Source organism: Bacillus sp. SIMBA_005, assembly GCF_046535585.1.
GTDB classification, from domain to species: domain Bacteria; phylum Bacillota; class Bacilli; order Bacillales; family Bacillaceae; genus Bacillus; species Bacillus pumilus.
Genome location: NZ_JAWRWI010000225.1, coordinates 1 through 291 on the forward strand (window position 1 = coordinate 1; position 291 = coordinate 291).

The window sequence follows — 291 nt, forward strand, 5'->3', positions numbered from 1 at the left end:
CAGCGATGTGGCCGCGACGCGCGAGGAACCGGCTGCCCTCGGCGACCCGGATCCGGCCACGCTGGACCGCTACCAGGCCTCCGTCTCGCGCGCCCTGGCGCAGACGCCCGGCATCGTCCGTGGCATCTGGCTGACCCGCATGACCCTGGCGGTCGATCGCGAAGTCGAGGACAGCGTGGCCTGGCCGCTGATCTGCCGCGAGGTCGAGCGCTACCCGGTGCTGAGCACGGTGCGCGTCCAGCTCAATCCGCGCCCGGGCGTGAGCGAGCCGGTACGCTGGCGGCAGTGCAG

At 73.2% G+C, this 291-nt stretch carries 1 protein-coding gene; it reads left to right on the forward strand.

All coding sequences use genetic code 11. The annotated features are described in order from the left end of the window. Window positions 1-291: hypothetical protein (locus SB660_RS19870; RefSeq protein WP_410583995.1), on the forward strand; the 291-nt coding region annotated here is incomplete at both ends.